This window comes from Oleiharenicola lentus (assembly GCF_004118375.1).
In the GTDB taxonomy this organism is placed as follows: Bacteria; Verrucomicrobiota; Verrucomicrobiia; order Opitutales; family Opitutaceae; genus Lacunisphaera; species Lacunisphaera lenta.
Genome location: NZ_SDHX01000001.1, coordinates 1,406,297 through 1,430,112 on the forward strand (window position 1 = coordinate 1,406,297; position 23,816 = coordinate 1,430,112).

Annotated in this window: 21 protein-coding genes; 5 read left to right on the forward strand and 16 right to left on the reverse strand. The window is 66.4% G+C overall.

Features of this window, described 5'->3' with window-relative positions:
* Positions 1-135: 135 nt before the first annotated feature.
* The 8 genes from lptB to rpiB all read right to left on the reverse strand — a co-directional run bounded on the left by lptB (position 136) and on the right by rpiB (position 5,398).
* Complete coding sequence (gene lptB, locus ESB00_RS05865) at positions 136-876, reverse strand: LPS export ABC transporter ATP-binding protein (protein WP_129046791.1); 741 nt, start codon at positions 874-876, stop codon at positions 136-138.
* Between the two features lie 2 nt (positions 877-878).
* A complete protein-coding gene (locus ESB00_RS05870) occupies positions 879-1,442 on the reverse strand; it encodes an LptA/OstA family protein (RefSeq protein ID WP_129046792.1) in 564 nt (187 codons plus the stop codon).
* Positions 1,439-1,876: an LPS export ABC transporter periplasmic protein LptC gene (gene lptC / locus ESB00_RS05875; protein WP_129046793.1), complete on the reverse strand. Its 438-nt coding sequence runs from the start codon at positions 1,874-1,876 to the stop codon at positions 1,439-1,441. The genes ESB00_RS05870 and lptC overlap by 4 nt, the downstream gene beginning before the upstream one ends.
* A gap of 6 nt (positions 1,877-1,882) precedes the next feature.
* On the reverse strand, positions 1,883-2,407 hold the full coding sequence (locus ESB00_RS05880; RefSeq protein WP_246026412.1) for a KdsC family phosphatase: 525 nt from the start codon (positions 2,405-2,407) through the stop codon (positions 1,883-1,885).
* Between the two features lie 199 nt (positions 2,408-2,606).
* Positions 2,607-3,227, reverse strand: a complete 621-nt coding sequence (locus ESB00_RS05885) for an alpha/beta hydrolase (protein ID WP_129046794.1) — start codon at positions 3,225-3,227, stop codon at positions 2,607-2,609.
* A gap of 133 nt (positions 3,228-3,360) precedes the next feature.
* Positions 3,361-4,305: a ring-cleaving dioxygenase gene (locus ESB00_RS05890; RefSeq protein WP_129046795.1), complete on the reverse strand. Its 945-nt coding sequence runs from the start codon at positions 4,303-4,305 to the stop codon at positions 3,361-3,363.
* 34 nt (positions 4,306-4,339) lie between these two features.
* A complete protein-coding gene (locus ESB00_RS05895; RefSeq protein WP_129046796.1) occupies positions 4,340-4,783 on the reverse strand; it encodes a MarR family winged helix-turn-helix transcriptional regulator in 444 nt (147 codons plus the stop codon).
* Positions 4,784-4,960: 177 nt separating this feature from the next.
* Entirely contained in the window at positions 4,961-5,398 is a 438-nt protein-coding gene (rpiB, locus tag ESB00_RS05900; protein ID WP_129046797.1) for a ribose 5-phosphate isomerase B, read from the reverse strand.
* An 87-nt stretch (positions 5,399-5,485) separates the two neighbouring features.
* Between rpiB and ESB00_RS05905 the strand changes: the two genes are divergently transcribed.
* A complete protein-coding gene (locus ESB00_RS05905; RefSeq protein WP_129046798.1) occupies positions 5,486-5,911 on the forward strand; it encodes a hypothetical protein in 426 nt (141 codons plus the stop codon).
* A 66-nt stretch (positions 5,912-5,977) separates the two neighbouring features.
* On the opposite strand, the gene ESB00_RS05910 is transcribed toward ESB00_RS05905, so the two are convergent.
* From ESB00_RS05910 to ESB00_RS05930, 5 genes are all read right to left on the reverse strand, one after another.
* Positions 5,978-6,664 (reverse strand): HAD family hydrolase, encoded by a 687-nt coding sequence (locus ESB00_RS05910; protein WP_129046799.1) that lies wholly within the window; start codon positions 6,662-6,664, stop codon positions 5,978-5,980.
* 123 nt (positions 6,665-6,787) lie between these two features.
* The gene (locus ESB00_RS05915) at positions 6,788-7,669 is read right to left on the reverse strand and encodes a DMT family transporter (protein ID WP_129046800.1); all 882 of its coding nucleotides are present in this window, start codon (positions 7,667-7,669) and stop codon (positions 6,788-6,790) included.
* Between the two features lie 63 nt (positions 7,670-7,732).
* Entirely contained in the window at positions 7,733-9,112 is a 1,380-nt protein-coding gene (gene lpdA / locus ESB00_RS05920; RefSeq protein ID WP_129046801.1) for a dihydrolipoyl dehydrogenase, read from the reverse strand.
* Positions 9,113-9,189: 77 nt separating this feature from the next.
* Positions 9,190-10,389 carry a 2-oxoglutarate dehydrogenase complex dihydrolipoyllysine-residue succinyltransferase gene (odhB, locus tag ESB00_RS05925; protein ID WP_129046802.1) on the reverse strand — a complete coding sequence of 400 codons (1,200 nt, stop codon included), beginning with the start codon at positions 10,387-10,389 and terminating at the stop codon, positions 9,190-9,192.
* A 48-nt stretch (positions 10,390-10,437) separates the two neighbouring features.
* The gene (locus ESB00_RS05930) at positions 10,438-13,218 is read right to left on the reverse strand and encodes a 2-oxoglutarate dehydrogenase E1 component (protein WP_129046803.1); all 2,781 of its coding nucleotides are present in this window, start codon (positions 13,216-13,218) and stop codon (positions 10,438-10,440) included.
* A 179-nt stretch (positions 13,219-13,397) separates the two neighbouring features.
* Here ESB00_RS05930 and ESB00_RS05935 point away from each other — a divergent pair, with 179 nt between their 5' ends.
* The 3 genes from ESB00_RS05935 (at position 13,398) to ESB00_RS05945 (ending at position 14,883) form a co-directional block, all read left to right on the forward strand.
* The gene (locus tag ESB00_RS05935) at positions 13,398-13,655 is read left to right on the forward strand and encodes a hypothetical protein (protein ID WP_129046804.1); all 258 of its coding nucleotides are present in this window, start codon (positions 13,398-13,400) and stop codon (positions 13,653-13,655) included.
* Between the two features lie 167 nt (positions 13,656-13,822).
* The gene (locus ESB00_RS19950; RefSeq protein WP_246026413.1) at positions 13,823-14,056 is read left to right on the forward strand and encodes a translation initiation factor; all 234 of its coding nucleotides are present in this window, start codon (positions 13,823-13,825) and stop codon (positions 14,054-14,056) included.
* A gap of 197 nt (positions 14,057-14,253) precedes the next feature.
* Entirely contained in the window at positions 14,254-14,883 is a 630-nt protein-coding gene (locus ESB00_RS05945; protein WP_129046806.1) for a class I SAM-dependent methyltransferase, read from the forward strand.
* A gap of 48 nt (positions 14,884-14,931) precedes the next feature.
* Here the strand turns inward: ESB00_RS05945 and ESB00_RS05950 are convergent, their stop codons facing one another.
* Positions 14,932-17,133, reverse strand: a complete 2,202-nt coding sequence (locus ESB00_RS05950; RefSeq protein ID WP_129046807.1) for a glycosyltransferase family 4 protein — start codon at positions 17,131-17,133, stop codon at positions 14,932-14,934.
* Between the two features lie 187 nt (positions 17,134-17,320).
* Between ESB00_RS05950 and ESB00_RS05955 the strand changes: the two genes are divergently transcribed.
* Positions 17,321-19,408, forward strand: a complete 2,088-nt coding sequence (locus ESB00_RS05955; RefSeq protein WP_129046808.1) for an ArnT family glycosyltransferase — start codon at positions 17,321-17,323, stop codon at positions 19,406-19,408.
* A 2-nt stretch (positions 19,409-19,410) separates the two neighbouring features.
* Here the strand turns inward: ESB00_RS05955 and ESB00_RS05960 are convergent, their stop codons facing one another.
* Positions 19,411-21,657: a glycosyltransferase gene (locus tag ESB00_RS05960; protein ID WP_129046809.1), complete on the reverse strand. Its 2,247-nt coding sequence runs from the start codon at positions 21,655-21,657 to the stop codon at positions 19,411-19,413.
* Positions 21,658-21,664: 7 nt separating this feature from the next.
* Positions 21,665-23,815 carry a glycosyltransferase family 4 protein gene (locus ESB00_RS05965; protein WP_129046810.1) on the reverse strand — a complete coding sequence of 717 codons (2,151 nt, stop codon included), beginning with the start codon at positions 23,813-23,815 and terminating at the stop codon, positions 21,665-21,667.
* Position 23,816: the final 1 nt, after the last annotated feature.

Sequence of the window (23,816 nt, forward strand, 5' to 3'; positions counted from 1 at the left end):
TAGGGGAAGAATGACCGGACAACAAGCTCCTACTCGCTGTTGGGCGGCCGGTGCGGCGTGTCAGCCATAGGCTTGGCGCCGACAGGAGGCCGGCTCTGCACCACCCCGGCTCGCCGGGACGCGAGCCCGCCCGGGCTACAGGTCGAAGTCCTTGCCGAGGTAGATTTCGCGGGCCTGGGGGTCGTTGATGAGGAAGTCGCCGTCGCCCTCGGTGAGGACCTTGCCCTTGTTGATGATATAGCCGCGGTCCACGATGCGCAGGGTCTCGCGGACGTTGTGGTCGGTGATGAGCACGCCGATGCCGCGTTGCTTCAGCTCGAGGATGATTTTCTGCACCTCGGCCACGGAGATGGGGTCCACGCCGGCAAAGGGTTCATCCATCAGCAGGAACTTCGGACGGGTGACCAGCGCGCGGGCAATTTCGAGACGGCGGCGCTCGCCGCCCGAAAGGGTGTAGGCCTTCTGCTTGGCGAGGTGGCCGAGGCTGAGTTCGTCGAGGTGGTGCTTCACCAGCGCCGGGCGGTCGGCGGACGACACGCGCAGCGTCTCGACGATGGCGAGGACGTTTTCCTCGACGGTGAGCTTGCGAAAGATGGAGGCCTCCTGCGGCAGGTAGCCCACGCCGAGGCGGGCGCGGCGGTGCATACGGAGGTCGGTGGCGTCCTTGTCGCCGATGAACACGCGGCCGGAGGACGAGGGCACGAGGCCGACCACCATGTAGAACGTGGTGGTCTTGCCCGCGCCGTTGGGGCCGAGCAGGCCGACGACCTCGCCGGCGCGGACGCGGATGTTCACGCCGTTCACGACGGAGCGCGGGCCGTAGGTCTTGACCAGGGCCTCGGTGCGGATCTCGGTGGCGTCGAAGGGGGCGACCATGCTCAGGGTTGCTTGGGCGTTTCCGGAGCCGGGGCGGGGGCGGCCTCGGGCTTCTTGCCGAGGTCCACGCCGAGGTCCTGGATCTCGGGGCCAGTGAAGCGCGGGTTGGTTCCGGTGATGCGGCGTTCGCCGCGAAGCATGTGGAGCTCGTCGCCGGTCCAGGTCCAGTTGACGGAATGGTCCACAATAACGGGCGAGCCAGTGAGGATGATTTTGTCGTCGCCGGGCAGCACCTCCGCCTTGCCGCACGCGGCCTCGCGGTCGCCCTGGATGATACGGACGTTGCCGGTGGCGACGAGGGACTTGAAGGCCTCGATCTTGCCGATGGTGGCCTTGGGATCGCCGGAGCGCAGGGCGACGATCTCGAGGCGGTCGCAGGTGAGCTTCATGTTGGTCGCGGTCACGACCACGCGGCCGGTGAAGACGGAAGTGGTTTCCTTGTCGGTGCTGCGCCAGTCGAAGGACTCGCTCTCGATGACGGTGTTCTGCGGCTCGACATTCTGCGCCCGGAGGAGGGCGCCGGCGAGGGCGAGGCTGGCGATCAGGCCAAGGCGAAGAAGCTTCATTTCAGGATGTCGTTCAGCTGGGTGTGCAGGATTACGCGCACGTTTTTGGCGATGGAAATCTTATTCGCCTCATGGTCGTAGCTCCATTGCGAGCCGGAGGCCTCGAAGCGGTCGTTGATGATGCGGATGGACTCGGGCCCGCTGACCTGGCGGTCGGTAAGGCGCAGTTGGGCCGCCGGACTCAGGATCATGGTCTCGACTTTCTCGTCGGCTTGCCGGTTGAACCGGGTCAGGTTGAGCTCCTTGATCTCGACCAGGTCCTCGTTGACGTAACGTGCCTCGGTGCCGCGCACCAGCCAGGAGCGGTAGCCCTCGGGCGTGAAGTGCGGCAGGCGGAAATTCACGATTGGCTTGTCGGTGGCGATGCGGGTGGTCGCGGCGAACGCCAAGGTGGCAGCCGACAGCAGCGAAAGGAGGCTCAGGATGAGACGCATGCGGCGTTACTGACCCCGGTTGGCCAGGATTTGTTCACACACTTCGCGCACGGCGCCGCGTCCGGCCTCGCGGGTGGCCACCAGGTCGGCGACCTTGAGGGCGGCGGGCATGGAAGTCGCGGGCGCCACGCCGATGCCGGCCCAGTTGATGGCCGGGGCGTCGATGTCGTCGTCACCCATGTAGCAAACCTGCGCGGAGGCGAGGCCGAGCTGGCTGGCCAACTCCTGCAGGGCCATGAGCTTGTCGGTGCGGCCCTGGATGAGGTGGGGGACGCGGAGCTCGGTCGCGCGGGCCGTGGTGGCGCCGGAGGCCCGGCCGGAGATCCAGGCGACGGCGATGCCGGCCTTGTGGAGGCGCACGATGCCCATGCCGTCGAGGATGGAGAACTGTTTTGATTCCGTGCCGTCGGAGTGAATCTCGACCGTGCCGTCGGTCAGCACGCCGTCCACATCCATGGCGAACAGCCGGATGGCGGCCCAACGGGCGCGGCTGATTTTGGATTTCGAGGTGCGGGAGGAGGACTTGGCCACGGGAGGGAAGTGGCGGCAGGTTGCCGGGTATTCCCCCCCGCGGGAATCAAAATCTCAGAGCAAGGTGGGCAACCCGCTCGTGGGCGCATGATGGCTCGGATGTAGGGTCGGACCTTGCTCCGACCTCGCGGAGGAGGTCGGCGCAAGCGCCGACCCTACACGGAAAATCCGACCACAAACCAATCCGACCGTTATGCGTTTAGCGTATCCCTTGCAGGAACCGGGCGGCATGGGCGAGGTCGGCTTCGGTGAGCTGATGCCCGGTGTCGATCCACTGGAGGGTGATGTTGGCGCCGGCGGCGCGGAACTGCGAGGCGAGGCGCTCCGGGTGGTCCACCGGCACGATCGGGTCGCGTCGGCCGGAGAGCAGCAGGATGCGCTTGCCGGTCAGGTCGGGCACCTGGGCCGGTTCGAGCACAACCATCGGGCGCAGCAGCACCGCGCCGGCGAGCGCCTCGGCCCGGAGTAGGAACATCGAGGCCGCGATGTTGGCGCCGTTGGAGTAGCCGAGCGCGGTCAGCTTGGCGGCGTTGAAGCTGTATTGCGTCGCGGCAGCCGCGATGAAATCGGCCAGCGCGTGGGTGCGCTTTGCGACATCGTCGAGGTCGAAAACGCCTTCGGCAAAGCGCCGGAAGAAGCGCGGCATGCCGTGTTCGCTGACGTCGCCACGCGGGCTCAGCAGCGCCGAACCCGGGGCGAGTTGCTGGCCGAGCGGGATGAGATCATGCTCGTTGCCGCCTGTGCCGTGGAGAAGCAGCAGGGGAGATGCGCCGGCGGCGGTGGCGGGTTCGAAGCGGTGGGTGTAGGAGAGGGTGCTCATGGAAAGGAGTGTCAGCGCGAGGAGCGCAGCGACGAAGCGGTCCAGCCGTTTCGACAAGTTCAAGGTCCCGGGCCTGTCGAGGGACTGGAATGCCACGTCCTGCTGAGCAGGGCTCGCAATGACAGAATTAGGTTCAGCTGAGCTTCGGCAGGGAGGCTTCGATCTCGGCGCGGTGGGGTTCGAGATGCGGCGGCAGTGAGAGTTTCGTGCCGAGCGTCTCGACGGGTTCGTCGATGGCGAAGCCGGGCTGGTCCGTGGCGATCTCGAAAAGCACGCCGGCGGGCTCGCGATAGTAGATCGACTTGAAGTAAGCACGGTCGATGACCGGGCTGACCATCAGGGCGTTCTCCTGGAGCACGGAGCGGGCGGCGACCTGCGCATCGTCGTCGGGTACGCGGAAGGCCACGTGGTGGACGGTGCCCGCGCCGTTGAGGCCACGCGGGATGGCGGGATCAACGAGCAGGTCCACGTAGGTGCCGGGACCGCCGTCGCCCGCGGTGAAGCGCGCGCGGTAGCCACCCTCTTCTACTTGGCGGTAACCCATCTGCTCCGTGAGCACGGCCGCGGTGGCGGACGCGTCGTTCAGTGCGAGCGTTGTGCTGTGGAAGCCACGGATGGCGTGCTCGGCCGGGATTTCCTTGGAAGGCGTCGGCGGACGCGGATCGTTTTCCGCCGTGGCGACTAGCTCGAGGCGCAGGCCGTCATGATCCATGAAGGGCAGGACTTGGTCGCCGTAGCGTTCCTCGACCGGGAAGGTCGCGACCTTCAGGCGCGCGAGCCGTTCCTGCCAGAAAGGGAGTGAACCGGCGGGCACGGAGAAGGCGGTGGCGTAGGCCTGACCGCGGCCCGGACGACCGCGCGGCAGACCGGCCCACGGGAAGAACGTGAGCGCGGTGCCGGGGGCGCCGGTGTAGTTGCCGTAGTAGAGGTGGTAGGTCCCGGTGTCGTCCTGGTTGACGGACTTCTTCACGAAGCGCAGGCCGAGGACCTGGGTGTAGAACTGGACGTTGCGCTTAACGTCCGAAGAGATGGCCGTGATGTGGTGGAGGCCGGTGACGTGGGATGTTTGGGTTTTCATAAACTTTGATGTTGAAGTAATGGGCATGAAGAACTCAGGCCTGGCGGCCGATCTTCTTGCACAGGCGGCCGAGGTCGAAGAGCTCGGTGGAAGAGAGGGTGGCCATCTCGCGGGTGACGTTGGCAACGACCTTCGGGAAAAGCGCGGCGATGAAGGTCTGCCCCTTGGGGGTCAGCTTCACGACCACGAAGCGCCGGTCGGCGGGATCGCGTTCGCGCAAGACGAGGCCGGCCTTCTCGAGGTTGTCCACGACGAGGGTGAGATTGCCCCCGCTCTTGAGGAGTTTTTCGGCCAACTCGCTCTGGCACAGCGGCCCGATGTGGTGCAGGGCTTCCAGGACGCCGAACTGAGTGATCGTGAGATCGTCCGGCAACACACTGTGAACCCGGGCTGATACCGACTCCGCCGCCCGCTGAAGCTTGATGAAGGCATTCAGGGCGTTGATTTCTTCGATGGAGCCGCGGTGTCTTGTTCCCATGACGCGAGAGGATCCAGAATAATGCTACAATGTCAAATCATTTATATAAGACACTGATGGGAAAATGTTTCCGTTATCAGCGTTGTAGGGTCGCCGCTTGCGGCGACCTAGAGCGCGAGGGCGGCGCAAGCGCCGCCCCTAAAACGATCCAAGGAAGACCCAACGGTGCTTGTCCGCTCAGGCGTCGATCTTGTTGATGCGGCCGAGGTGGCGACCGCCTTCGAACTCGGTGGCGAGCCAGATCTTAACGATCTTGAGTGCTTCATCCTCGGTCACGGTGCGCTGGCCGAGGGAGAGGACATTGCCATCGTTGTGTGAGCGGTTCCAGATGGCGACCTGTTCGGTCCAGCAGAGGCCGCAGCGAACGCCTTTCACCCGGTTGGCCACGATGGCCTCGCCGTTGCCCGATCCGCCGAGCACGATGCCGCGCTCATATTCACCGCGGGCGACGGCCTCGGCCACGGGGCGAATGAAATCGGGATAATCGCAGGGCGCGTCGGAGCTGGTGCCGTAGTCGCGGACCGTGTGGCCCTCGGCGAGGAGCATGGCTTTGATCTTCTCCTTGTAGGCGAAGCCGGCGTGGTCGGAACCGATGGCGATGGTGAATTTTTTCATGGGTCGTGGCGCTGGAAAATGAACCCGTTTCCGGGCAGGCTGTCCATAATTCGCCCGCCGCCTTGCGCGGCAAACCAAAATCCCGCCATGCGCGTCTTATCCGCCTTCCTCCTGCTGCTCGTCACCGCTTTCACGGCCGGTTGTGCGACGTCCACGCCGCAAAGCCGCATCGACGCCAACCGCGGTGCCTTCTCGGAATATCCGTCCGATGTGCGCCGCAACATCCGCGAAGGCCGCGTCGAGGTGGGCTACACGGCGGAGATGGCCGAGATGGCGCTGGGCAAGCCGGGACGGAAACTCTCCCGCCGCGACGAGACCAACGAGGAGAGCGAGGTCTGGGTTTATTACCGCAACCGTCCGCGCCTGAGCATCGGCCTGGCCATCGGCAGCGGTGGCTATCGCAGCACCAGCACGGGCATCAGCATGAGTTCCACGCCCGATGCCGACATGGAGACGATGCGCTTGATCCTGCGCGACGGCCACGTGGTGGCGGTGGAGACGGTGACGCGGTAGCCGTGGAGGGCCCATCTCCCGATGGGCCGGGCCGCGGCTCAGCTGGAGCTGAGCCCTCCAAAAATTTCACCCCGCGTCGATCACCCGCAAAAACGCCGCGGTGTCGCTGAAATCTTTGAACACCGCTGTAGGTTGGTGCGCGGCCAGTTCCTCGACGTGGTAGCGGCCGGTGGCGACGCCGATGGTTTTCGCGCCGATGACCTTGCCGCATTCGATGTCGTGCGGAGTGTCGCCGAGGATAAAAGTGTTCGCCGGATCGAATTCCACGGCATGCCGTTCCTTCGCGCGGCGCAGGGCGTGCGGGCCTAGGTCATTGCGGCGCGGGCTGTCGTCGGCGAAGGCGCCGAACTCGAAGTAGTGCCAGACCTTGTAGTGGGTGAGCTTGAACTCCGCGCCACGCTTCAGGTTGCCCGTGAGCAGGCCCTGGGCGACGTCGGCACGACGGTGCAGTTGCTCAAGCAGTTCGAACACGCCCGGCAACACGTGGCCCTGCGGGCCGGCCGCCAGTTCCTGCGGCAGCAGCTCAAGGTAGGCCTCGAGGTAGTCGTGGGCGTTTTGCGGCGTGTCGGGCAGGCCGACATGGCGGAAGATTTCGCCCGTGAGCCAGGTGTCGGTGCGGCCGGCCCAGTCGATCGTGTCGAGGCTCACCTTGACGCCGAAGCGTTTGGTCAGCGCCTTCTCCATGGCGCGAATGCCCGCGCCGTGCGAGACGATGAGCGTGCCGTCGATGTCCCAGAGAATGAGTTTTTTCACGGAAAGCAGGAGACCACGAAACACACGAAAGACACGAAAAATGAGCCGTGTAGTAGGCGCGTGGCTTGACCGCGCCCGGATTGAGGCAAGGGCGCGCACAAGGCACGCCCCTGCAGAAATAACTCATTCCGCCTCGGCGTTCGCGCGGATGGGCTGGCGGAGGGCGATGAAGGTCGTGCCGCCGAGGATCAGGGCGGCGCCGATGAGTTCGTGCGTGGTGAACCGCTCGTGGAAGAACACCACTCCGCCGACCGCGATGCCCACGGGCACGAGCATCTGGAGCAGCGAACCCTCGGCCACGCTGAGGTCGCGGAAGGCACGCGTCATGGCCAGCTGGCCGACAGCGGCGGTGACGCTGGCGATGGCCGTCACGGCGAGGCCGAGTCCGCTGATGGGTTGCAGCTGCAGCAGCGCCGGGATGCCGCAGATCAGCAGGCCGTAGAAGCACTGCGCGGCGAAGATCGTGGAGGAATGCTCACTGGCATGCAGTTGGCGGATCGTGACCACCACCCACGCGGACACGAGGGCCGAGAGCACCGCAAGTCCGTCGTAGGGTCCGGGTGCGTTGCCACCGCCGAGCACGTTGGTGAGCAGCGCCAGCCCCGTGAGTGCGCCCACGCCGCCCACGAGCAGGGAGGGTCGCAGTTTTTCCCGCAGCACCCACGCGGCGAGCAGCGCGCCCCAGATGACGTAGGTGTTGTTGATGAAGGTGGCGCGACCCGCGCCGAGTTTCACCACGCAGAGATAGGTCAGGTAAACGCCAATCCCGCCGAGCAGGCCGCGCTCAATCAGCCGGGGATTGCGCACGAGGTGCAGCGGCTGCCATTCGCGGCGATAGACCACGGCGACGACCCCCAGGCCGACGAGGAAGCGTGCGCAGGACACGAGCCAGATGTTCGCAAAGTGCAGGTTGTCGAGCGCGCGCACCAGCAGCACGTTGGCCGTGAAAGACGCGGCGGAAAGCAGCATCAGGGCGAGGGCACGGCGATGGGCGGAAGCGGACATGAAAAGAAAAAGACCGCGCCAAGGCCGGCGCGGTCAAGGGAGGTCAGGCTGTATGGGCCGCGATCACAGGCTGTGTATTGCCGACTTGCTCACGGCCAGGCCGGCTTCTTTCACGGCTTCGCTCATGGTGGGGTGGGCGTGGATCGTGCGACCGAGGTCTTCGGCGCTGCCGCCGTATTCCATGTGAGTCACGATCTCGCTGATGAGTTCGCCGGCGCCGCGGCCGATGATCTGGGCACCGAGGATCTTGTCGGTCTTCGCGTCGGCGATGATCTTCACGTAGCCGTCGGTGGCGTCGGCGGCGATGGCGCGGCCGTTGGCGGCAAAGTTGAACTTGCCGACGTTGATCGCGAGGCCGCGCTTCTTCGCCTCGTCCTCGCCGAGGCCGACAGAGGCGACCTCCGGGTCGGTATAGACGATGCCGGGCATGAGGTCCCAGTTGATGTGGCCGGGCTTGCCCGCGATCCACTCGGCGACGGCGACGCCGTCCTCCTCGGCCTTGTGGGCGAGCATCGGGCCGTCAATGACGTCGCCGATGGCCCAGACGCCGGGGGCGGTGGTCTTGAGGTGCGCGTCCACCTTGATGCGCTTCTTGTCGGTGAGCTGGACGCCAGCCTTCTCCAAACCGAGGCCGTCGGTGAAGGGGCGGCGGCCGACGGCCACGAGTACGACGTCGGCGGGGAATTCGAGTTTCTGGCCCTCGCGCTCGGCCGTGAGGATGCCGTGAGTGTAGCCCGTCACCTTGGCGTTCACCTCGATCTTGAGGCCTTGTTTCTGGAGCAGGCGCGTGAAATTGCGGACGATGTCGTCGTCATAGGTCGCGGCGATCTTCGGCAGGAACTCAACGACGGTGACCTCGGCGCCGAGGCGGGCCCAGACGGAACCGAGCTCGAGACCGATGACGCCGCCGCCGACCACGACGAGCTTCTTGGGCACGGCGGGCAACGCGATGGCGTGGTCGCTGGAGATGACGGTCTGGCCGTCGAACTTGAGGAAGGGCAGCTCGACCGGGGCGGAGCCGGTGGCGATGACAATGTTTTTGGCGGTCAGCGAGCGGTCGCCGACCGCCACCGTGGTGGCGTTGACGAAGGACGCGGCGCCGGTGACTACGGTGATCTTGCGGGCCTTGGCGAGCTGGGCGACGCCGCCGGTGAGCTTGGTCACGACGTCGTCCTTCTTCTTCAGCATGGTCGCGAGGTCCACCTCGACGCCGGCGAGCTTGATGCCGTGGGCGGCGGCGTGGTGCTTGGCGAAGACGAACTGCTCGGAGGAATGGAGCAGGGCCTTGCTGGGAATGCAGCCGACGTTGAGGCAGGTGCCACCGAGGGTGGGGCGTTTCTCGACGAGCGCGACCTTGAGGCCGAGTTGCGCGGCACGGAACGCGCAGACATAGCCGCCGGGGCCGGCGCCGATGACGATCAGGTCGAAATTTTCAGAGGACATTTTACAGGAGGAAACGGAGAGAACGGAGCGAGGGATTCTCTGCTACCTCCGTTATCTCCTGTGAAAGGTTGGATGGCTTAGGCTCCGATCAGGAGGCGGGCGGGGTCCTCGATGGCCTGCTTCACCTTCACGAGGAAGGTGACGGCTTCCTTGCCGTCCACGAGGCGGTGGTCGTAGCTGAGGGCGAGATACATCATCGGACGGATGACAACCTGGCCGTTGAGCGCGATCGGGCGCTCGTTGATGGCGTGGAGCCCGAGGATGGCGCTCTGCGGGGCGTTGAGGATCGGCGTGGAGAGCATCGAGCCAAAGATCCCGCCGTTGGTGATGGTGAAGACACCGCCGCTGAGGTCGTCGAGGCCGATCTTGCCCTCGCGGGCCTTCTTGGCGGTCTCGGCGATGGCCTTTTCGATACCGGCCATGTCGAGCGTATCGCACCCGCGGATGACGGGGACCATGAGGCCCTTGTCCGTCGAGACGGCCATGCTGATGTCGTAATAGTGATTTTGGACGACGGTGTCGCCGTCGATGGTGGCGTTGACGCCGGGCACCTCGCGGAGGGCGTGAACGACGGCCTTGGTGAAGAAGCTCATGAAGCCGAGCTTCACGCCGTGCTTCTTGACGAAGTCGTCCTGGTATTTTTTGCGCAGCTCCATCACGGCGGACATGTCCACCTCGTTGAACGTGGTGAGCATGGCGGCCTCGTGCTGGGCGGAGACCAGGCGCTTGGCGATGGTCTGGCGCAGCTTGCTCATCTTGGTGCGCGTCTGCCTCTCCTTAGCTGAAGCTACGGAGGGTGCCGCCACTGGAGCGGTGGCAGCGGGTGCCGGTGCGGCGAAGGGCGGTTTGCTGACCGAGGCGGCGAGCATGTCGCCCTTGGTGACGCGTCCGGCCTTGCCGGTGCCGGTGACCGTCGCGGGATCAATCCCCGTTTCCGCGGCGAGGCGGCGGACGGCGGGGGAGGCGACAACGTCGCCAGATTTTTGATTTTCGACTTCCAATTTTTGGCTGGAGGCCGCGGGCACTGACGCGCCAGCCGTCGCCGTTTCGTCAATGGTGGCGACGACTTCGCCGATCTTCACGTCGGTGCCGGCGGCGACCTTGATGGTGAGCTTGCCGTCAGCTTCGGCGGTGCCCTCGGAGGTGATCTTGTCGGTCTCCAGTTCGAAGAGAGGCTGGTCTTTCTTGACGATGGTGCCATCAGCGACGTGCCACTTGGCGAGCACGCCGGAGGTGATGGATTCGCCCATCGGGGGGATTTTGACGTCAATGGCCATGAGAGTTGGGTCTAGGGTCTGGGTTCTTGGATCTGGGGAGGTGCCAGATCAGAGCGTGAAGGCGTTGCGGAGGAAGGTGGCGAGCTGCATGCGGTGCAAGGCGAGGAGGCCGACGGCAGGCGAGGAGGCGGCATCGCGGCCGGCGTAGGCGGGCTTGCGGCCGAAGATTTCCTCGAGCTGCGGAGCGATGAAGGACCACGCGCCCATGTTCTGCGGCTCCTCCTGGCACCAGACGAGGCGGGCGTCGCGGCCGTAGGCGTCGGCGAGCTCGGCGAGGCGGTCGCGGTGCAGCGGGTAGAGCTGCTCGACGCGGATGATGGCGGTGTTGGCCACCTTGTTCTTCTCCCGGTAGTCGATGAGGTCGTAATAGACCTTGCCCGAGCAAAGGATCACGCGGTCGCACTTCTCCGACTCGATGGGATCGTCGATGATCTCCTGGAACGAGCCGGTGGTGAAATCCTCCAATTTGGAAACAGCGCCCGGGTGGCGAAGGAGGGATTTGGGCGACATCACGACGAGCGGCTTCTTGAAGTCGCGCTTCATCTGGCGGCGCAGGCCGTGGAAGAGCTGGGCGGGCGTGGTGAGATTGACCACCTGGATGTTGTTCTCGGCGCAGAGCTGGAGGAAGCGCTCGAGGCGGGCGGAGGAGTGCTCGGGGCCCTGCCCCTCGTAGCCATGCGGGAGGAGGAGCGTGATGCCGCTGCAACGCTGCCACTTCGACTCGCCGCTGGTGATGAACTGGTCGATGACGACCTGCGCGCCGTTGGCGAAGTCGCCGAACTGGGCCTCCCAGATGCAGAGCATCTCCGGGTAATCGAGCGAGTAGCCGTAGTCGAAGCCGAGCACGGCGGCCTCGGAGAGAAGGGAGTTATAGACGCAGAGCTTGCCCTGCTTGTCCGGCGCGATGGCGTTCAACGGCGTGTATTTCTCACCGGTCTCGGTGTCGTTGAACACCGCGTGGCGGTGGGTGAAGGTGCCGCGCTCGCAGTCCTGGCCGCTGAGGCGGACGGGCGTGCCGTCGAGCAGGAGCGTGCCGAAGGCGAGGGCCTCGCCCATGCCCCAGTCGTAGGGACCGCCGTGCTTGTGGGCCTCGGCGCGGGCCTCGGTGAAGCGCTTGATCTTGGAGTGGACCTTGAAGTTCTCCGGCACGGTGGTGAGCGCGCGCACGACCTGGTCGAGCGTGGCGGCGTCGACAGCGGTGTTCACCGGCGTGTGCTTGAAGGCCGGCTGGAAGACCGCGTTGGAACCCTTGAAGGCGGCGGCGCCGGGGTTCTCGATGGTCGCAGCGGCGGCCTTTCGCTTCTCGGCCTTGGCGGCCTCGCGGGTCTTGGCCTTGGCCAGGTTCTCGTCGAGCGCGGCGGAATACTCGGCCTTGATCTCCTCGCCCTCGGCCTCGGAGATGGTGCCGGCTTCGACGAGCTGGCGCGTGTAGAGTGCGGACACCTGCTTGTGGGCCGCGATCTTGCGGTAGAGCATCGGCTGGGTGAACGACGGCTCGTCGGTCTCGTTGTGGCCGTGCTTGCGGTAGCAATACATGTCCACGAACACGTCGCGCTTGAACTGCACGCGGAAATCCACGGCGAGCTGCGCGATCATGCAGACGGCCTCGGGGTCGTCGCCGTTGACGTGGAAGATCGGCGCCTCGACGAGCTTGGCGATGTCGGTGCAATAGCGGGTCGAGCGCGAGTCGCGCGGATCGGTGGTGAAGCCGATCTGGTTGTTGATGACGAAGTGCACGGTGCCGCCCGTGCGGTAGCCGGGGAGTTGCGAGAAATTGAGTGTCTCGGCCACGATGCCCTGGCCGGCCACGGCGGCGTCGCCGTGGATGAGCAGCGGCATGACCTTGCGGCGTTCCTTGGCGTCGCCGCGGATGCGCTGGCGGGCGCGGGCCTTGCCCTCGACCACGGGGTTGACGATCTCGAGGTGCGACGGATTGGCGGCGAGGCGGACCTCGACCTTCTTGCCCGAGGTGGTGGTGAGAATGGACTCGTAGCCGAGGTGATACTTCACGTCTCCGTCGCCGGCCACGGTGTCGGGGATGTAATTCTCGGAGAACTGCTCGAAGAGCTGGTCGAAGGACTTGCGCATCACGCTGCACAGGACGTTGAGGCGGCCGCGGTGGGCCATGCCCATGACGATCTCCTCGACGCCGGCGCCGGGACAGTGGTCGATCACGGCGTCGAGCGCGGCAATGATGGTCTCGCCACCCTCCAGGGAGAAGCGCTTCTGGCCGACGTATTTCGTATGGAGAAATTTTTCGAAGAGCTCGGCCTTGTGGACGCGGCGGAGGATGCGGACTTTCTGCGGCTTGGTGAACTTCGGCTGGAGGCGAGTGGACTCGATGCGTTCCTGGAGCCAGCGGCGGGCCTCGGTGTCCTGGATATGGGCGTATTCAACGCCGACGTGGCCGCAGTAGGTTTTCTCGAGGGTGGCGACGATGTCGCGGAGCTTCATCTGGCCGCCGCCGAGGTAGGTGCCGGTGTCAAAGGAGGTGTCGAGATCGGCCGCGGAGAGGTTGAACTGATCCAGCTGGAGGCGCGGTTGCGGGGCAGGGGTGCCGCTGAGCGGGTCGAGGTGAGCCTGGGTGTGGCCGATGGCGCGGTAGGCGTTGATGAGGTAGTGGACGCTGGCCTGTTTCAGGCTGTCCACAATGGCTACACTCCCGGCGGCCGGCGCGGCCGAAGGAGCGAGTTGGCCGCCACCGAGCGTGAAGCCCTGGAAGAACGCGCGCCAGGTCGGATCGACCGAGTCGGGATTGTCGAGCCAGCGCTGATGATACTCCTCGATGAGGGCAGCATTGGCGCTGGGGGAAACGGTGACGGAATTCATGGAAGGAAAAAGAGGTGTCCCCGCTTGCTACCGCGGAGGCGGTTAGTAAACGGGGGAGGTGCATCAATGCATCACGCCGAAAACGAGACAAGTGGATTCCCGGGCGCTTCCCGCCGCGCCGATTGGATTGGCAGCGATTTAAACCATTGGTTTAGATAACTTAATAAAGTCATAACGCCATGGCCGAAACCAAAATCAAAGCCGCGCTTATCCGTTTCAATGGCGCGATAAAGAGTTCTGATGGGGTGGCGCTCTCCAGCGCGTTGAACGAGGTCGAGGCCCTGCTGAGCACGCATCGGCAGGAACTGCACCCGCAGCTCCGGCACTTTCTGGAAGGTCGCAGTTACGCCAAGGCGCTGGCCTGGCTGGGCGCGGCCGACGAACTCGGCGCGCGGCCTTCCTCTCCGCCGGGCGGATGCGGAGGAGGGCACGCATGACCCCGCCCGATAAAATTCCCACCGACGGCGGCCAATCGCTCGGTGCCAATCCGTTCGCATCCCTGAGTGCAGCGGGTTTGCCACAGGCCCCGGCCGGGCGTGGTGCACCCGGTAAACCGGGATCACCGACCCCAATTACACCTCCGCCTGCCAAGAACCGCGGCCGGGTGGACATCAAACGCACAACCGCCGGGCGCGGCGGCAAGACCGTGACGCTGGTCACCGGCTTCGTGGGCATCGGTCTGCCGGAGAAAGAATCGCTTGCGAAAAAAATGCGCAATGCCTGCGGCTGCGGCGGCACGGTGAAGGACGGCGACATTGAGATCCAGGGCGACCAGCGCGAGAAGATCGCGCAGATCCTGAGTGCCGCCGGCTTCCGGCCGGTATTTGCGGGCGGATAAGCCGCGGGTAACAGGGCCGAGCTCGCCGCCTCGCGGCCGTGTTCACTGGTCGAAAGCCTGTTGGCCGCGCATTTGCTGAGGTGCCGCACATCGGCCGCCCAAGCTCCCGGGTAACGACAGCAGCCCGACGCGCAACGTCAGCCACACAACGATGAGGCGGGTTGCAAAAACAGGTTTGAGCTGGGCGGTGCACCGTCGTGAACCTCTCCGGTCATATGGCACGGTTCCATACCTCCACGGGGACATTTGTCGGCTGGCGACAGCTGCCCAACGGGGTGCGCGCGATCGGGCAGGCCGTGATCCGAAAGGCCTTCGGACGCATCCCGCGACAGCCTTGGATACCGTTTGCGGCCCAGAAGGAACTGGCGGCGATTCTGACCCGGGATGCCGTGGTGTGGGAGGTCGGGGCCGGCTATTCGACGCTTTGGCTTTCGGCCCGCGCCAGCTGCGTGGTCAGCATCGAGGCTTCGAGGGAGTGGCATGACCGTCTCGCCGCGATCATCCGTCAGGAAAGGATCGGAAACGTCGATTTGCGCCATGAATGGCAGGCCGACCGGATGGCCGATTTTGCCGGCGTGGAGGATGGCAGTCTCGACCTGTTGTTCATTGATGGAGGCCCGCGTGGGCGTTGTCTGGCAAACGGCTTCCGCAAGGTGAGGAGCGGCGGCCATGTGTATCTCGACAACTGGGATGATCGGAATTTTTGGGAGGGGGAAACCGACTTTCCGGAAAGACACGCCACGGAGATCAGGCGTCGGGTATCCTGCGTGGATTACGTGCCGGCCCAATTTGGCGTTTACGAGGGGCTCTTGCTGCAGAAGGCCTGAGGAGCGGGCCCAGGGCAGCCCGCTGCGGTCCGGGAGTGGAGCGGCCGCTCAGATCGGGGCCAGTTCGCGGGCGAGGGCGAGGTGGCGGGGCAGCACGCGGGCAAGGTCAAACTCTCCCACCCGGGCCAAGGCGGAGGCCGCAAGGGAGCGTCCGGGCTCGGGAGCGGCGAGCAAGCGATGCAATCCCTCCGCGAGCGCGGCGGTGTCACCGGGCGGGACCAGGAGGGCTTCGCGGTCCGGTCGCGCCATTTCGGGTATGCCGTGCACGTTGGTGCTGAGGATCGGCAGCGCAAAGGCCATCGCTTCGAGCACTACGCGCGGGAACGATTCCTCGTAGCTGGAGCAAACGAATAGGTCGGCCGCACCGTAATACCGGTAAACGCCCGCGTTTTCGGGCACGATCCGCAGATTGGGCCTGCCGAGCCCGGCGAGAAAGTGCGCGAGGTCCTCGTCGTAGGTTGTGTTGCGTCCCCCGACCATGAGGAAGTCGGCGGAAGCCGCCAGCGCCGGCGCCCGGCGCCAGAGCAGGTCCACGGCGCGGGCGAAGACATGCTGGCCCTTGCGCTCGCACACGCTGCCAACGTTGATCACGAGGCGGCGCTCGGGCGCGACGCCCAGTTCCGCGCGAAGCATCCCGCGCGGATGCTGGCGGCGAAAGGCCTCGATTGCTTCACGTTCGATCCAACCCGGATTGAGCCGGTAGTTGGACCCGTCGGACAACGCCTGGTAGTAGTGCCGGGTAGTCGCGGTGAGGAAGGAGACCCGATCGGCCAGGCGAAAGGTTTCCTCCACTTCGGCGAGAGCCGGGGCCGGCAGCAGTCCGCGGAAAAATCCGTTGGGCGAGGTGCTTTCGTGGATGTAGAACAAGGACGGTACGCTGGCGGCCCGGGCCAGATGCACGCCCCACCAGGCGGAGAGCGTGTTCGCGACCACGAGGCCCGCGCCGGTCAGATCCACCTGGCGCGCGAGTTCACCGATCTGGGCCCGAACCTGGCCGGCGGTCCGGCCGCGGAGCAGCGGGGTCGCGTCAACCACCTGCACCTTTGCGCCGAGTTGCTCGAAATCCTGGCGCAAACGGCCCTCGGCTCCGCTGGTGACCGTGATCGGGCCGGCGGACTGCTGGCGCAACTGGCGGGCGTATTCCAAGAGGAAAAGCGGAGCACCCTCGCGGTTGAGGTTGTGCGTGAACAAATGAATTCCCGGGCGCGGCACGCCCGTAACCGGACGACGCGGGGCTGGTCCGTGGCCGCGGGGGGCCTGCTCACCATATTCCTGCCAGACCTGCCGGACCACTGCACCGCGTCCCTCGGGCAGATGCCAACCGGCGGATGTCGCCTTGCGGGAGAGGGCGCGCCAGGTGCGCCAGAAGGTGAACGGGGAGAAGCGTCCGTAAGCCTGCTTGAGGAACTCGTGGTCGGTTTGCGTGAAGCGCGCCACGGAGCCGAGGTGCCAGCTGCCGTCGGCGAGCTCGGCGTAGATGCGGACGGTGACCGGCAGCGGCAGCTGGGAGGGAAGGTCAAGAAAGCCGTCGTAGCCGCAGTGCGTGGCCAGCGGGGAATTCCCTGAGCGCTCCTTCAGAAACTCGGTGGCGCGGCCGAGCTTCAGCACCTGCACGGCCTGCAGGTCCACCGTGGCGAGCACGCGCTTGATCGGTTGGGACTCGTGGTAAATCCAACCGGAAATGGGCAGACGCCCGAAGAGTGAACGCTCCCAGGTGCGCGGTTGGTCGAGATGCCCGTGGAAGGGGCGGGGCGGGTGCTGGAGGTGGTGGCGGAGCGGGGTTTCCGCAATCACATCGCGGACGGTTTCCTCGATGGTGGCTGAAGGCTGAGCCAGCCGGCGCAGAGCCACGCGCAGGGCTTCGCCAAAGGCGTCGGCGTTGAGCGGCGTGAGTCCCTCGGGGTCGGGCCGGGCCTCGGCAGCGTTCACGTTCCAGTCGAGCGCTCCGAGTTCCTCCCAGCGGCCGGTGATCGCCAGCGCCTCGAAGCGCAGGCGGTGCCGGCCTTCCGGCAGCGTCATGGTGATGGAGAAGCCGGCGAGCAGGAAGGGCTGGGGCGCCTTGAAGAATTCCGCGAGGTCGCGCCGCGGGTTGCCATGGACGCCGGGAAAGACCGCGTTGCCGCACACCGTGCGCACATCCGTGTAGTCGTGGCCCGGTTTTCCCACCAGCCAGCCCTGCAGGATCGTGCCGCCGACCAGGCCGGGGAGCGGCGGGTCGAAGTGCAGGAATGCGGAGGGGGTCTCGTGCATGAAAATGAGGCGGGACGGTGCGAAACTATCCGGGCCGGCACAACTCAGGAAATGCGCCGGATGTTCGGTGTGACCGGATGGCGGGTTGTATGCGTTCACCGGTCATGAGGCGAATCTGGCTCCGCGGTCGTCGACCCTCTCCAAAAAATCGTTGCCGCTCCGTTGAGTCCCTAGTTTTCAGACCTTGATGCCAGAGCAACCTCCAGCCCGCCGCGAAGGCCAGATCCTGGTCGGGATCTTCTGCGTCCTGCTGCTGGGGCATTTCTGGTTGGTCACCCGCAGCTGGAGTTCGGGTTTTCTGGCGGGACATGAGTTCCGGCAGACGCAGACCGGGTTGATCACCCACTTCATCGACCGGCAGAATGATTTTTCGCTGCTGTATGAGGCGCCGATCGTCGGAAAACCTTGGGTTTCGGTCCTCCTGGAGGTGCCGATTTACCAGTGGTCGGTCGTCGGCCTGAGCCGGTTGCTGGATCTGCCCCATCATGTGGCCGCGCGGGCGATATCGCTCGGCTGTTTCTATCTCACGTTGCCCGCGGCGTTCCTTCTGCTGGGGCGGATGGGACTGGTTTCGCGGACCCGCCGGCTGTTCGTGGTCGGCCTGATCCTGCCGTGTCCGCTCTATATCTTTTATTCGCGGGCCTTTCTGATCGATGCGATGGCCCTGATGGGCAGCGCGTGGTGGCTGTATGCGTTCGTGCGGATGATGGAGCGGCGGCGCTGGACCTGGTTTCTGTTTGCCACTTTCGCCGGCACGCTGGCGGCGCTGGTGAAGAGCGCGGTCTATGCGGTCTGGCTGATCCCCGGGGCGGCCTACGGGGCCTGGCTCCTGTGGAGCGACCTGCGCACGCGGCAGTGGGGGCGGTCGGCGGATACGGTGTTCTGGGGGCTGGCCGGGGTGTTGGTGCCGCTCGGAACCTTGCGCTGGTGGATCACGGTGACGGACCCGATCAAGGAGGCGCATGCCTCGGCCTGGATCTTCACCTCGAAAAACCTGGTGCAGGGCAACTGGGGTTTCAGCGACCTTGCGGCCGGACTGGCGCCGAAAACCTGGGGCATTTTGTCGAACCGCTGGGCCGAGGGTATCATGGCGCCGTGGTTGCTGCTGACGCTCCTGGTGGCGGGCCTGGTGGCACTGCCGCGGGTGCGATGGCCGGCCCTCGGCCTGGCGGGGGTGTTCTTTGTTTCGCAATTTCTCTTCCCGTGGGCCTACGCCTATCAGGACTACTATTTCTACTCGTGCGCGCTGTTTCTGTGCGCCGCGTTCGGCTGGATGTTCCTCGGTGCGCTGGATTCCCGCCTGCCACGGTGGGTGTGCTGGCCGCTGCTGATCGTGCCGGTGGCGGCGAACCTGCACACCTACTTCCGCAGCTATTATCCCCAACAGGTCGCGCCGACGGACGGCGGTTTTTCCTACACGCTGGCGATCCGGGACTACCTGCCGCAGGACACGGTGATCATCATTTCCGGCGCCGATTGGTCCGCGATCATTCCCTACTACGCGCAGCGCAAGGCGCTCATGATCCGGGCTGGCTTGGAGAATGATGCCGCCTACCTGGACCGGGCGTTCGGTGAGCTCATGGACGAGGATGTCGCGGCCCTGGTGCTCGTGGGGGCGCAGCGCGGCAACAAGGCCATCGCAGCCCGGGCGGCGGCCGCCTTCAATCTCGAGCGCGAGCCGACGGCCATCCATCCCTTGGCGGAGATCTATTGCAGTCTGCGCTACCGCGACCGTTTTAAGGAAAGCCTCCGCAAGGTGAACAATTACGGCGACATCATCAACCCACCGCTGCCGCCGGTCACTCCTGGTCCGCAGAAGCCCCAGGCGGTGCTGGCAGCCTATGCGATGTCGGATTATCCGAAGATTTCTCCCGCGCCGCTGCGGGCGTATTTCGAGCAGGGGTTGGGCTATGTCTGGCCGGAGCCAGAGAAGGAGAAGGCGATCTTTGCGCACCCGGCGTGCGATCTCTGGATCAAGCCGCCCCGCGGCGCCACCCACATTGAGTGGGACGCTGGACTGGTGGAGGAGGCCTACACCCGTGAGGGCGCCAAGACCGACGGGGTCGAGCTCACGATCACGGCCATCATGGGTGGTGCCGAACGGGAGATTTTCCGGCGTGAGCTGGATCCGGCCAATCAACCCGGGGACCGCGGAAAGTTGAAACTAGTGATCCCCCATGAGCCGGTGCCCGGTGAGATACTGCGTTTCTCCGCGCGCCCGCGCCAGGGCTCGGCCTTTGACTGGCTTTATTGGGCGAGGATCGAGGTGAAATAAATTCAGGCTGTCCGAGGTCCGGCGGCCACCAGGGCGGCGAGCGCGAGATGGCGCGGCATGACTGCCGGAACGGCGAAAAGGTTTTCCGCCCGGGCGCGGGCCCGGGCGGCCAGTTCGCGGCCGAGGGCGGGAGTCGCAAGCAAACGAGCGAGGCCATGGCTCCATGCGACGGTGTCACCGGGCGGCAGCAACACGGCTTCCAGACCGTCGCGCACAAGCTCGGGAATCCCATGCACCGCGGAGGCAAGGATCGGCGTGCGGCAGGCCATCGCCTCGAACACGACGCGCGGGGACGATTCCTCGTAGCTGGAGCAGACGAACAGATCCGCCGCGAGGTAGTAGCGCAGGTAGTCGGTGGTCTCCTCATGCACGACGAGATTGGCGCGGCCGAGGTTGGCGAGCGCATCGCCCAACATCGTGTCGAAGGGCGTGTCGCGTCCACCGAGCAGTATGAAGCGCGTGCGGCTCGCGAGCTCAGGGTGACGGCGCCAGAGCAGGTCAACGGCGCGCGCGAAGGTGTGCTGGCCTTTGCGGTCGGAGACGGTGCCGATGTTGCAGACGAGCTGTTCGCCCGGCTGCACGCCGAGCGCCTGACGCAGGGCGTCGCGGTTCTGGGCTGCGATCCAGTGGTCGAGTCCGGCGATGTCCACCCAGCCGGGAGTGAAATGGTGCCGCTCGGGCCGCCCGTAGGCGAGGTGGCAGCGGCGGGTCGAGGCGGTGGTGAAGGACACGGCGTCGGCGAGGGCGAAGGCCTGCTCGGCGAGCGTGACGACCGCGGGAGGAACCCGCGTCCCGTAGAAGACTGCCGGCGTGGTGCTCTCGTGAACGTAGAAGAGCACGGGACGCTGCGCGGCCTTGGCCGCATGCACCGCCCAGAAGGTCGTGAAGCTGTTCGCGATCACGAGGTCGGCGGAAGCCCAGCCGCCGGCGCGGGCGAGGGCGGCCACGGCGGTTGCGCCGGCTTCGGCGGTGTCGGCGCTCATGACCGCGGCGCAGTCGAGAACCTGCACGCGCGCGCCGAGCTGTTCGAACTCCGCCCGCAGCGGGCCGTCCTCGGCGCTGACGACATCGAGGCTCGCGCCCGCGGCGGCGAGGGCCCGGCCGAGTTCGAGCAGGAACCGCGGGGCGCCCTGCAGGCTCAGGCCGTGGGTGGCGAGAAGCACGCGCTGCGGGATCGGCTGGGTCGGGCGCGGCGGTGATTCCTGCAGGCGCGCGGTGGCGGCGGGACGCGGGCGGGAGGTGGACTCGTGCTCGACGCGCAGCGTGGAGAGATAGCGCTCCAATTCTGCATCACGGGTCACGGGCAGTCCGAGTTCTGCCAAGGCTGCGTCCCACGCCGCAAGCGCCTCGTCGAAGGAAAACGCCCGGGTCGTCGGGAGGGGTTTCTCGTCTTCCTGCGTGTGCAGGCGGGTGCGCACCACCGGTCCGAGGTGCAGACTGCCGTCCTCCAACTCGGCGTAGAGGCGGAGACTGACCGGATTCGGCAGCTGCGCCGGCACGTCCACGAGACCGGTGAAGCCACAGGCCTGGGCGTTGGGGAACTGGGCGTAGTGGGCCGCGGGCCCGGGTGAGGGACGATGAATCTCGAGCGGCTGCCACGACTGGAGATCCACCGTGGCGAGGATGCGACGGGTGGGGATCTGCGGATGGAAGAGATGACCGAAAGCCGGGATGCGACCGAAGCGGCAGCAGCAGGCGGACGCGGGTTCGTCCACAAAACCCAGCAGCGGCGCGGGCGCGTCGCGCAGCACGCGCGGCCACGAAATTTCGCCGGCGAGCTGCCGCGCGAGCGCGGGCAAGGGTTGCTCCGGCTGCCGGGCGGCTGCGTGCAGCAGCCGGCGGAGCCCGTGGCCGTGATCGATCCACCGCAACGGACCGGCGGGCACGGCGAAATCCACCGGAGGCTGGGCCGGACCCACGGTGTAGATGACCGACTGGAAAGCGCGCCAGCGTCCGTCAATCTCGAGGGCTTCTAGGACAATCTCGACCGGGCCCGGTTCGAGCCACACGTTCACGTAGAACTCGGCGAGGGCGACGGGGCGGCCGGTGTTGAAATGCGTCGCTAGATCCTGCCGCGGCAAACCGTGCACGCCGGCGAACAAGCGGGCGCCGATGCGTGCGCGGACGTCACAAAACACACCGCCGGTTTTCGGCCAGACCCAACCGCGCAGCGTGTGCCGCCCCTGCGGCAGGCGGGCGCCCGGGGCGGGGGATTCGAGATGGGAGTAAGCGTGGGTGGTCTCGCTCATCGGTGGCTTAGGAGGACGGAACCGCCGCCACGGTGCGAATCAGATCGGCGTGCCGGGGCAGGAGGCCAGCGCTGTCAAAGTGCGGTGCGACAGCGGCGCGTGCGCGCTGGCCACGGGAGAAGTCGCCGCGCTGCTGCGCGGCGAGGGCGGCGAGCATGGCGTCGGCGAGCCGGCCGGCGTCGTCGGGCGGGGCAAACCACGCGTCTTCCGGCCCGAGCAGTTCCGGGATGCCGTTCACGTGGGTGGTCACGATGAGCCGGCCAAACGCCGCGGCTTCCATCACGACGCGCGGCAGGGCCTCCTCAAGGCTGGCGCACACGAAGACATCGGCCGTGAGGAAGAAGCGGTAGGGATCCGCCGAGTGTCCGATGAAGCGGATGTCCGCGCCGGGCAGACCGGCGGCCTGGGCGCGCAGCAGGTCGGCATAGGGATCGATGGGCGCCTGGCCGCCGACGAGGAGGAACACGAGCGGGGCGCCGGCCGGGGCTAGCGAGCGCAGGCGGGCGACGGTGGAGAGGAAAACATGCTGGCCCTTGCGGGGCATGAGTGAACCGATGGCTGCGAACACGACGGCGTCGTCGGTCAGGCCGAGTTCCCGGCGCAGGGCGGCGCGGTCGTGCGCGGCGGCGTAGGCGTCGATGCGGGCGATGTCGATCCAACCGGGTATGACGCGGAAGTTGGCGGAGCGTTCCAGCGCCGCGTGCACGCGGCGGGCGGCATCGGCGATGAAGACCACGCGGCTGGCGAGGGCGAAGGCCTGCTCGACGCGCTCGATCGCGGGCCGGTCGAGTTGGAGGGCGAAAAAGCGGCGCGCATTGACGCTCTCGTGAACGTAGAGAATGGCCGGTTTCCCGATGCGGTGCGCGAGATGCACGGCCCAAGTGGCGACCAGGGTATTGGCCACGATCACGTCGGCTTGCTGCCATTCGGGGGAGGCGTCGGAAGATTCCGAGGGGTCAGCCAACGTCACCGCCACGCCGAGGGCGGCGAAAGCCGCGCGCAGCGGGCCCTCGCTCGGCGAAACCACGCGCACCTGCCAGCCGGGCAAGGTCGCAAGGTAGCGCGCATATTCGAGCAGGAAGAGCGGCGCGCCCTCGAAGTTGAGGTTGTGCGACACGAGCGTGACGCGCAGCGGGCGTGACGCAGTGGCGGCGGGCTCGGTTGTGGTCGGCGGGAGTGCGTCCGCAACCGGTGCGGCGTGGCGCCAGGCGGTCCAGGCTTCGCGCAGGGTGCGACGGGCGTCCGAAGCCGGCCAGCCGGCCTGTTTCAGCGCCCAGGAGGCCCGCGCGAATTTCCAGCGCGAGAAAGGCGGCAGGTCGGTGCCGGCGCCGCTCACGAGCACTGGCCGGAAGCGTTTCAGGAAGACGAGTTCGCGCCGCCCGTCGGCCAGATCGGCAAAGATCCGCAGCGCCAGCGGACGCGGCGCGGCGGGCGGAATTCGCAGGTAGCCGGCGAAGCGGGACCGCGCGCCGTCCACGAGGCCGGGAAACAGCGAGCCGACATCGGGGCGAGACAGGCCGTGCAGCAGCGGCCGCGGCGCGGAGGTGTCGAGAAAGGCGGTGAGCGCGGTGATGCGCTGTTCGCGGTGGGCGATCCAACCGGTGACAAGCAGATGATCGTAGGAGATCGCGGTGCGCGGGCCCATCTCCTCCAGTGCGCCTTGGAAGGGCGGGCTCGGCATCACGTCGAAATTCTCGGCGACGGCAGCCGTCAGGATTTCCTGGGCGAGGGTGCTCCAGCTTTCGCCGGGCCGCGTCTGGTGCGCGCGCAGCAGATCGAGCAGCGGCTCGGGACCGGAGGGCGCCGGCGGAGCCGGGAGTGGGGTTCCGGCGGAGGTGACCGGTTGCCGGAAGATTTCCGTCCACCGGCCGTGCTGGTCACGCACCTCGATGCGGAGGTTGTTCGCACCGGGGACTGGTTTCAGGAGAAAGGAAAATCCTGCCTGCGGCGGGCCGGCGCGTCCGCGGGTCGCGATTTCCTTGTCCGGACGCGGCAGGCCGGAGAGACCGAGAAATGGCATCGGCCCGAGCCACGCGCGCACGTCCACGGGAACGAGAGCAGGAGACGCCACCCAGCCGGCGACCCAGAACGGTTCCGACGGGCAAACCCACCCGGTCGGATGGATCTCGATCGCGGACTGCCAGTCGGGCGGGGTCATG

Excerpts from the sequence above, each read along its gene's own strand:
- lptB (WP_129046791.1), bottom strand. The coding sequence starts at position 876 with ATGGTCGCCCCCTTCGACGCCACCGAGATCCGCACCGAGGCCCTGGTC.
- ESB00_RS05870 (WP_129046792.1), bottom strand. The coding sequence starts at position 1,442 with ATGAAGCTTCTTCGCCTTGGCCTGATCGCCAGCCTCGCCCTCGCCGGC.
- lptC (WP_129046793.1), bottom strand. The coding sequence starts at position 1,876 with ATGCGTCTCATCCTGAGCCTCCTTTCGCTGCTGTCGGCTGCCACCTTG.
- ESB00_RS05885 (WP_129046794.1), bottom strand. The coding sequence starts at position 3,227 with ATGAGCACCCTCTCCTACACCCACCGCTTCGAACCCGCCACCGCCGCC.
- ESB00_RS05890 (WP_129046795.1), bottom strand. The coding sequence starts at position 4,305 with ATGAAAACCCAAACATCCCACGTCACCGGCCTCCACCACATCACGGCC.
- ESB00_RS05895 (WP_129046796.1), bottom strand. The coding sequence starts at position 4,783 with ATGGGAACAAGACACCGCGGCTCCATCGAAGAAATCAACGCCCTGAAT.
- rpiB (WP_129046797.1), bottom strand. The coding sequence starts at position 5,398 with ATGAAAAAATTCACCATCGCCATCGGTTCCGACCACGCCGGCTTCGCC.
- ESB00_RS05905 (WP_129046798.1), top strand. The coding sequence starts at position 5,486 with ATGCGCGTCTTATCCGCCTTCCTCCTGCTGCTCGTCACCGCTTTCACG.
- ESB00_RS05915 (WP_129046800.1), bottom strand. The coding sequence starts at position 7,669 with ATGTCCGCTTCCGCCCATCGCCGTGCCCTCGCCCTGATGCTGCTTTCC.
- lpdA (WP_129046801.1), bottom strand. The coding sequence starts at position 9,112 with ATGTCCTCTGAAAATTTCGACCTGATCGTCATCGGCGCCGGCCCCGGC.
- odhB (WP_129046802.1), bottom strand. The coding sequence starts at position 10,389 with ATGGCCATTGACGTCAAAATCCCCCCGATGGGCGAATCCATCACCTCC.
- ESB00_RS05930 (WP_129046803.1), bottom strand. The coding sequence starts at position 13,218 with ATGAATTCCGTCACCGTTTCCCCCAGCGCCAATGCTGCCCTCATCGAG.
- ESB00_RS05935 (WP_129046804.1), top strand. The coding sequence starts at position 13,398 with ATGGCCGAAACCAAAATCAAAGCCGCGCTTATCCGTTTCAATGGCGCG.
- ESB00_RS05950 (WP_129046807.1), bottom strand. The coding sequence starts at position 17,133 with ATGCACGAGACCCCCTCCGCATTCCTGCACTTCGACCCGCCGCTCCCC.
- ESB00_RS05955 (WP_129046808.1), top strand. The coding sequence starts at position 17,321 with ATGCCAGAGCAACCTCCAGCCCGCCGCGAAGGCCAGATCCTGGTCGGG.
- ESB00_RS05960 (WP_129046809.1), bottom strand. The coding sequence starts at position 21,657 with ATGAGCGAGACCACCCACGCTTACTCCCATCTCGAATCCCCCGCCCCG.
- ESB00_RS05965 (WP_129046810.1), bottom strand. The coding sequence starts at position 23,815 with ATGACCCCGCCCGACTGGCAGTCCGCGATCGAGATCCATCCGACCGGG.